Raw genomic sequence first — 760 nt, forward strand, 5'->3', positions numbered from 1 at the left:
AAGTAGGGATTGCTGTCACTAAGAGTTCAAACATGAATGTTGTTGATTTGCTAGTCAGTGCTCAAAAGGGGAATCAAAAATTATTTAGCAATGCCTTGCAGTAATTCAACAAGCTCCGTTTCAGTAGATGGTTCTTTTTCAAGTTCATAGACGGCAGAAGCACCTCCTTTCAACATGTAAGCACGTGTACTGCAGTGATCATAATGGAACCATTTTCCATCAACACATACATCGGTATAACATCTTGGGTCTTGTTTCAGTCCCATATTGTTGTCCTTAACATTTGGTTAACGATTTTCATGCTAGTTGATCACATATGTTGTCAAATTGATCTGAATCAATAATTGTTTGGTTTTGTGTACGAGAAATGCTCAAAAAGCGTGATGTATTGCAGTTGTGACTTGTTGATCGTACGGGTGAGGTGGGTGTGAAGGGCACCTAGCCACTGCTTTTTCTTGCCTATAAGCGCATTTATACATACGCTAACGGTTCTAGTTTTTAGTCATACAAAAATATGTGGTTAAGCATGACGATACAAAAGATCATGCTTATCAAAAGAAGGGTGCACTGCTCAATATGCAGCAGGCGGCTTTTTATAATGCGCTTAAGTCTGCCGTGGGTCATCATGGTGCGGTATTCGCCAAAGTAAGTATGACGAGCGTGCTCGCACCGGCGAAGTCTAATTCGAAGAAGACCTGGTTTATCGCGAACAATAAGATCGCGCGCAGTTATTTTGATTTTGTAGTTTGTGACCCAAGAA

General features: G+C 40.7%; 2 protein-coding genes. One reads left to right on the top strand and one right to left on the bottom strand.

Annotation, left to right across the window (positions count from 1 at the left end; genetic code table 11):
* Window positions 1–80: 80 nt before the first annotated feature.
* A complete protein-coding gene (locus tag KIV40_RS32685; protein ID WP_285353525.1) occupies window positions 81–266 on the bottom strand; it encodes a hypothetical protein in 186 nt (61 codons plus the stop codon).
* 238 nt (window positions 267–504) lie between these two features.
* On the opposite strand from KIV40_RS32685, the gene KIV40_RS32690 reads away from it, so the two are divergent.
* The coding region (locus tag KIV40_RS32690; RefSeq protein ID WP_285353527.1) for a DUF2726 domain-containing protein at window positions 505–760 on the top strand (256 nt) is incomplete at its 3' end.

It is taken from the genome of Vibrio sp. D173a, from assembly GCF_030248475.1.

Coding starts and splice junctions, on each gene's coding strand:
- KIV40_RS32685 (WP_285353525.1), bottom strand. CDS start 266: ATGGGACTGAAACAAGACCCAAGATGTTATACCGATGTATGTGTTGAT.